We start from the raw sequence: 6703 nt of genomic DNA on the forward strand, positions 1-6703 counted from the left end.
CCCCTTGCAGGGGGTTCTGAAGGGGGCCAGGAGCGTCCTGGAGCGACAAAGAAGCGGAGCCGCCCCTTTCTTTCTTCTATGCGAGCAATTTTGATACCCGAAAAAAACTCGAATCCGATCAGTATACCGTGAAATATAAAGAGGATACTCTAAAACCCTCCAAGCAAGGAGGCAGCCCCACGTGCTATCGCATCCAAACGTTGCGGCAGGTGCAGGGCCATCAGCACCAACAGCCCTATAAATACCCACTGTGGGACCTGGGCAATGAGCGACTCCGTCCCCTGCGTAAACGCCGGCATAGTGTCGTAAGAGAGCGTGATGCGCAACGTTGCTTCTATTATGGCATATGCAACGATTGTCATCAGCACCAGCGACACGATGACAATACCCCACGAGGGATAGGCTACCATACGCTTAAACAGCATGAATTCACCGATAAAGACGCCTGATGGCAGCACGCCTGCAAGGACAAACACCCCAACAATCAACAACCACGAACTGCCAGGCATACTGTTGAGTCCACCGCTTATCTCACTGGTGTTGATGGTGCCATATGCGCGGAGAAAATTGCCCGATGTCAGGAGCATCAGGTGTTTTGCCAGGGCGTAAGACATGGCATAGAGCATCGTGGCATACACCGCCCCACCGCCCAGCCCCATCCCCACACACAACAATCCCATGTGCTGGATGTTGCAGGAGGCCAACTTTCTTTTAAAGTTATCGACCCTCAATATGTACACCGCCCCAACAATGACCGAAAACAGGCCGAACACTAACAACAGATGCCTGAAATCAGCGATCAGTGGCGTTGCTGCAAATATCTGATAATACCGCAGTATGCCCAGAAAGGCACAACTGACCATGGCGCCGGAAAAAAACGCCGCCACCGGAGAAGGCGCCTGAACATGGACATCGGCCAACCAGGCGTGCATAGGGGCCATACCCATCTGAGTCGCATAGCCAACCAACGCAAAGGCAATGGCAACCCTGCCCCACTTGGGCGTTATCAGTGACGCCCTTGCGGCAAGCAGATCAACACTCAGACTCGCCCCGGCTATCTCCCTTGCCCCCTCAAGGATTGCCAACACCCCGACAAAGGCAAGCGCTAGACCAACGGCACATATAAAGGTGTACTTCCACACCACCTCCAGCGATTCCCTGTCGCCGTAGTGCCACACCAGCGGCGCACTTGCAAGCGTTGCCGCCATCGCAAAGACCCACATAAGGGCTATGTTTCTGCTCAGGATCACACCCGTCAGGGCGCCAAGCAACAGCAGCATAAAGATCACATAGCGGTAATTAAAATACCCCTGCTCCGTGTACTTTATAAAAGGCGCACTGCTTATGGTTGTGGCGCCAAAGAGCGTTGACAGGATCAACAGAAACAGACATCCGAGGTTGTCTGCCCCCAGAAGTGGAGCAGCAACACTACCCCTGATGCACAGATACAGCGTGACTGTCATGTGAAAGACGGCGGCAACGATCATGATGGCCTTATCCCACTTGCCCGATTTCTTGAGAAAGGACACCAGAGCCAGGACAAACTGTGCCATTATCAGGGCTAACTCTTGCACCGTATCATCTATGCAACAGGCACGACTTCATGCCGTTAAAAAATATGCCTATTATGAATACACCAGCGAGGACGTCCAGGAGCATTCCCGCCTCAACGATATAGGCCGCTCTGGATGCCGGCATCAGCGACATCAGAAAGACCCCGTTGCTCAAGACCACATAACCAATCACATGGGTGATGGGCCGTCTGCCGGAGGTCATAACAAACAGTCCGGTAAACACCGCACATATGGCCAGTCCAAGCCCCAGAGTACCCGTGACGGCGATGGCGGTAAACATCATCACGGCTGCCACAACAACGGACATGTAGCCCTCCCCTGAGGAGTCGCAATCGCTCTGGATGTCCAGTTTCCGGCTCGTGTACATTATAAAAAACGGGATGACTGCCACCTTGACGACAACGATCTCGATGGCGATGATGATCGTATGCACCAGGCCGATGTGCTTGACATACGTCAAAGAGACAAGCAGCATCAAGCAGGCCTGTATGACAAGGGCCTTTACGTATGTCTTGACAAGGTTAGCCGTTGACACGTACAACAGGGCCATGCCAAAGAGCACCAGAGGCAGAGTATCCGCCAACTTACCCGCCACCATGCACAACCTCCACCCTGTCAGGACTACAGAGATTTTTATTTGTTATATTGGGCATATTCGCCTTCTTGCCTTCTTTCTGGATAAAACCGTAAGGTCTTTTCAACAATAAGATAATATTATCACAACAAACAGTGATAGATCAATTGTTGGAAACCAACGTCTGTTATTATGACTTGACTATACTTGCAGTTGTGGCTACAATAATTATATGGTATTTGAATGGGATGAACTAAAGCGTCTTACCGTCATGAAGGCACGGAATTTGGATTTTGCTGACGCTACGACACTATTTGACGGACGATACCTGCACACTGTTGCCTCACCACGAGGCACAGAGGAGAGATGGCTTAGTATAGGCGAGTTAGGTGGTCTGATTATTACCGTAGTTTGGACGTGGCGCGATGACGCCATCAGGATTATAACTATGAGGAGGGCAAGATATGAAGAAAAAAGAGCATATAGTAAGATATACAACTGAAGAACTTGCCGAGATGTGTAAAAACGGCTATAGTCGTACAGATTGGGCAAAGGTTGAGGCCATGACTGAGGAGGAACTGGAGGCAAGCATTGCTGCTGATCCGGATGATATTCATGAGCAAGTTGACTGGAGTCAAGCCTTTGCCGGTTTGCCTCCCCGCAAGAAGCAAATCAATATCCTCATCGATGCAGATGTCCTTGACTGGTTCCGCAGCAAGGGGAGCGGATACCAATCCTACATCAACAGCGTGTTACGGGCATTTGTGGCGTCAAAGACACAAGAAGAGTCTCAGAGCGACCCCAGATAATACAGCGTATAGCACGTTTCGATTGGATTAAATACAAGGGTAGTCCTGCTGAGATAGTTATATTCGATATTTTGACCTTTGCTTAGTGAGATATAAGTCTAAAGTCACAACTACTTGTGCAGGACTACCAGAAGCGGAGCCACCCCTTTCTTTCTTGTGCTACAAGGTTGTATCTTTCGTGCATGACTGCGTTTCTCTGTATCCTTTAACCGTACTACTTGTTTACGAATGTTATATTTAAACGTTTCAGGTAACTTTCAAGTTTCTCTGTCCAGAGCTTAATGCCTTCGACGTTCTTATCCACGGCAAACTGCTCGATGTTTTTTCCAACCTCCGAGATGAAATCAAATCCATAGCTGCGCCCGGAACCCTTCAGTGAGTGACCCGTTTGCCTGAGCTGTTCATAATCGGTTGCGGCCATTGCTTTGCCCAGTGTGTCAATGTAACCTTTTATTGTATTGAGATAGTCCGGGATCAGGTCCTCCAGGCTACCGTCTATCTCGACAGCAATGCCATCACCCGTGCTATTGTCGGTTGAAGGTACTTCACGTGTTTCTTCCGGCATATCCATAGTAAACCTATTGATGGCATCTATTAGAATCTTTTTCTTTGTGGGCTTTGTGATAAAATCGTTAGCTCCAATATCAAACGCCTTTTTCCTGTGTTCTTCCTGGGAGTGGGCTGTCAGCATTATTATCGTTGTCTCTTTCCTGGAGTTTTCCTTCTCCCATTTCCTTATTTGCTCCACGGCAGTCCAGCCGTCCATGACGGGCATCTCCACGTCCATAAAGACAATGTCATATGTCTTTGCCTTAAACATCTCAACCCCAATACTCCCGTTTCTTGCCACATCTGCTTCATACTTGGTATCCTTCAGAAACAACAGAGCGAGTTTAATGTTTTCCTCGTTATCCTCAACAATGAGAATCTTGCGGTGCGTAGTAGTGTCCCTGACCTCTTTCTCCACGGCTGTTTCCTCATCCAGCCTGCACTCATAGCTTAACTCAAACATCATCGTAAAATAAAAAATACTACCCTTACCGACAATGCTCTCAACCCATATATTGCCATGGTGCATCTCCACGATCTCTCTTGTGATCGACAGCCCCAACCCCGTTCCCCCAAACTTGCGGGTCGTTGAGGAGTCGGCCTGTGCAAATGGCACAAAGATGCTATCCAGCTTGGCCTTAGGGATACCGATCCCCGTATCCATGACGGAGAATTTCAGGGTCACCTCATCACCCGTCTTGCCCTCTACGACAACGGCACATGTGATCTCTCCCTCGTCCGTGAACTTTATAGCGTTGCCAATGAGATTGATTAACACCTGGTGCAATTTCGTCGGGTCCCCTATGACAAGATCGGGGAGATCGGGGGCCTTTTTGACACTCAGTAACAGGTGTTTCTTATCGGCGGTTGTCTTCATAACGTCTATGACCTTGTCTATCATCTTGTGCAGGTCAAAACACATCCGCTCCATCACCAATTTGCCAGCGTCAATCTTTGAGAAATCAAGGACGTCATTGATAATCCGCAGCAGGTTTTCTCCCGCATAAATAATAGAATCCACGTGACCCAGCACCTCAGGAGAAAGTGACATATGCCTCAGCAAATCCGCCCTGCCAATGATTGAGTTTAACGGGGTACGTATCTCATGACTCATGCATGCAAGGAAGCCGGCCCGTGTAGCCGCCGCTGCCTGCGCCCTCTCCATTGCCTTTGTCTGCTGAGAGAGGTCGGTCATAAAACCGATAAATACCCTCATGCCATCTATGTCCTTCTCTATGACCGACAAGTACGTTGGCAATATCCCGCCATCGGCATCCTTTGCATCGACAACCCGTCCCTCGTTGAGCACCATCCCCAACCGGTCCTTGTTGAGGTACTCCCTAAGATAAGAGTCATGATTTACAACGTCATCCGAGTTAGACATCAGGATCGTGATGTTTCTTCCTATCAGACTGCCCGGAGGATACTTTAGCAACCTGTGCGCCCACCTGTTGGCATACAGTATCTGCCCCACGTAATTGCCAAAACCCGCTATTGAAATAATGATGCTGTGGAGATTATAGAAGTCCCACAGGTATCGGTTTACCTTCTTGATCATCTGCTGAAATTCAGCATCTAAGACATTTCCGTCACTTGCCACTGGTGTCATCCTTCCTTTTACGCATCCGTTTGACCTTTCCGCTGGCCTTGATTACGGTTGCATCGCCGGCGATATTGCCATCCTTCCACACCCCTGTTATCACGGTGCCATCTTTGCGGGTCAAAGTTCCCGGGCCGTTTGCCTTGTCAGCCCTGAATCCGCCGACAAATTTATCCCCCTTACGAAGCTCATACGTCCCCTCGCCATCCCGCTTGCCATCCTTCCATTGTCCGACGTACTTGTCGCCATTTTCAAAAACGGCAGTCCCAGTACCATTGACACAATCCCCCTCGATACATTGCCCAAAGGCAACAGCAGATGATAGCATAATCGCCATCAGCATAACACACAATTGTAATCTCATAACACCACTCCTTAATTTTGCTACTGTCTGTATTGTAATTCAAAAACAAAGCTGATGTAAAGAAATTTTATTGTGTTTTATAGTATAATATGCGTGTACGGGAATTAGGAATGAAACACAATAAAGAAATCCTCGTTGTCGAGGACAGCATGGTGCAACGGGAGCTCTTACGACGCAGCCTGATCAGGGCCGGTTATGAGGTGATCGCCGCCAGGAACGGGGCCGAGGGACTGAAGCTGACCAGAAGTCAGATGCCGTCACTGATAATCAGCGACATTGCCATGCCGGAGATGGATGGCTATGAGATGTGTTTCAGGATTAAAACCGATGAGTTGCTCAAACACATACCGGTGATCCTACTGACAGCACTGTCGGATACGAAGGAGATCATCCGCGGCCTGCAATCTGAGGCCGACTACTATATCACCAAGCCCTATGACGAGGTCTACGTCCTGCAGAGTATCGAGGCCATCCTCAACAACGCCCCAAGTGCCGTCGATGACGCCAAATCCCAAGACAAGCTCGAAATCAACCTCATGGGCGAGGTCTACGAAATAAAATCCAAACCCAGGCACATCCTCAACCTCCTGCTGTCAACCTACGAAAATGCCGTCCGCAAAAACCGCGAACTCCTCAAGGCCCAGATCGAACTGGAGACCCTCAACGAAGAGCTCGAAGACAAGGTCAGACAACGCACCAAAGAACTGAGACACTCCGAGGAGAGCTACAGGGTGTTGTTTGAAAACACCTTCAGTGGCTTTTACCGCTTTGACACCGAAGGCAGATTGCTCTCAATGAACCCCGCATTTATCTCCATGCTCGGATTTGGCAACCAGGAAGAACTGCTCTCCGTCAGCCCGGACCTGCCGTCACTGTACATCAGGATGGCAGATTATGAGAAGTTTGTCGGTACATTGGCAGGGCAGAGTTCTACAAAAGACCCCGGCAGCCGTCTGAGAAAAAAAGACGGCAGCGAACTCATTATAGAACAAAATATACGCATCGTAAAAGACGACGATGGCAAACCCCAGTACTACGAGGGCTTTGTCAACGACATAACCGAGTGTAAGCAGGCCGAAGAGCAACTTATAAAACTCTCAAGCGCCATAGTGCAAAGCCCCATTGCCGTAGTAATCACTGACCTCAAAGGCAGGATCGAGTTTGTCAATCCCACGTTTGTCACAATTACCGGTTATAAACGGGATGAGGTCATAGGGAAAACCCCAAAGATAT

7 protein-coding genes are annotated in these 6703 nt (G+C 49.3%); 3 read left to right on the top strand and 4 right to left on the bottom strand.

The features are described from left to right. Positions 1-149 precede the first annotated feature (149 nt). Positions 150-1574: a proton-conducting transporter membrane subunit gene (locus HWQ67_RS10825; protein WP_218252702.1), complete on the bottom strand. Its 1425-nt coding sequence runs from the start codon at positions 1572-1574 to the stop codon at positions 150-152. 4 nt (positions 1575-1578) lie between these two features. Then, entirely contained in the window at positions 1579-2172 is a 594-nt protein-coding gene (locus HWQ67_RS10830; protein ID WP_218252703.1) for a hypothetical protein, read from the bottom strand. 208 nt (positions 2173-2380) lie between these two features. Between HWQ67_RS10830 and HWQ67_RS10835 the strand changes: the two genes are divergently transcribed. Next, positions 2381-2650, top strand: coding sequence for a BrnT family toxin (locus HWQ67_RS10835; RefSeq protein ID WP_218252704.1), 270 nt, complete (start codon positions 2381-2383; stop codon positions 2648-2650). Then, positions 2613-2957 carry a BrnA antitoxin family protein gene (locus HWQ67_RS10840; protein ID WP_218252705.1) on the top strand — a complete coding sequence of 115 codons (345 nt, stop codon included), beginning with the start codon at positions 2613-2615 and terminating at the stop codon, positions 2955-2957. The genes HWQ67_RS10835 and HWQ67_RS10840 overlap by 38 nt, the downstream gene beginning before the upstream one ends. Before the next feature lie 214 nt (positions 2958-3171). On the opposite strand, the gene HWQ67_RS10845 is transcribed toward HWQ67_RS10840, so the two are convergent. Next, positions 3172-5106, bottom strand: coding sequence for an ATP-binding protein (locus HWQ67_RS10845; RefSeq protein WP_218252706.1), 1935 nt, complete (start codon positions 5104-5106; stop codon positions 3172-3174). After that, a complete protein-coding gene (locus HWQ67_RS10850; RefSeq protein ID WP_218252707.1) occupies positions 5096-5470 on the bottom strand; it encodes a hypothetical protein in 375 nt (124 codons plus the stop codon). Before HWQ67_RS10850 ends, HWQ67_RS10845 begins: the two co-directional genes overlap by 11 nt. Positions 5471-5580: 110 nt before the next feature. Between HWQ67_RS10850 and HWQ67_RS10855 the strand changes: the two genes are divergently transcribed. Continuing rightward, the coding region (locus HWQ67_RS10855) for a PAS domain S-box protein (protein ID WP_218252708.1) at positions 5581-6703 on the top strand (1123 nt) is incomplete at its 3' end.

This window comes from Candidatus Magnetobacterium casense (genome assembly GCF_019173545.1).
In the GTDB taxonomy this organism is placed as follows: Bacteria; Nitrospirota; Thermodesulfovibrionia; order Thermodesulfovibrionales; family Magnetobacteriaceae; genus Magnetobacterium; species Magnetobacterium cryptolimnobacter.

Bases quoted from the DNA above. Each gene is read 5' to 3' on its own strand.
- HWQ67_RS10830 (WP_218252703.1), bottom strand. From the start codon at position 2,172: ATGGTGGCGGGTAAGTTGGCGGATACTCTGCCTCTGGTGCTCTTTGGC.
- HWQ67_RS10835 (WP_218252704.1), top strand. From the start codon at position 2,381: ATGGTATTTGAATGGGATGAACTAAAGCGTCTTACCGTCATGAAGGCA.
- HWQ67_RS10840 (WP_218252705.1), top strand. From the start codon at position 2,613: ATGAAGAAAAAAGAGCATATAGTAAGATATACAACTGAAGAACTTGCC.
- HWQ67_RS10850 (WP_218252707.1), bottom strand. From the start codon at position 5,470: ATGAGATTACAATTGTGTGTTATGCTGATGGCGATTATGCTATCATCT.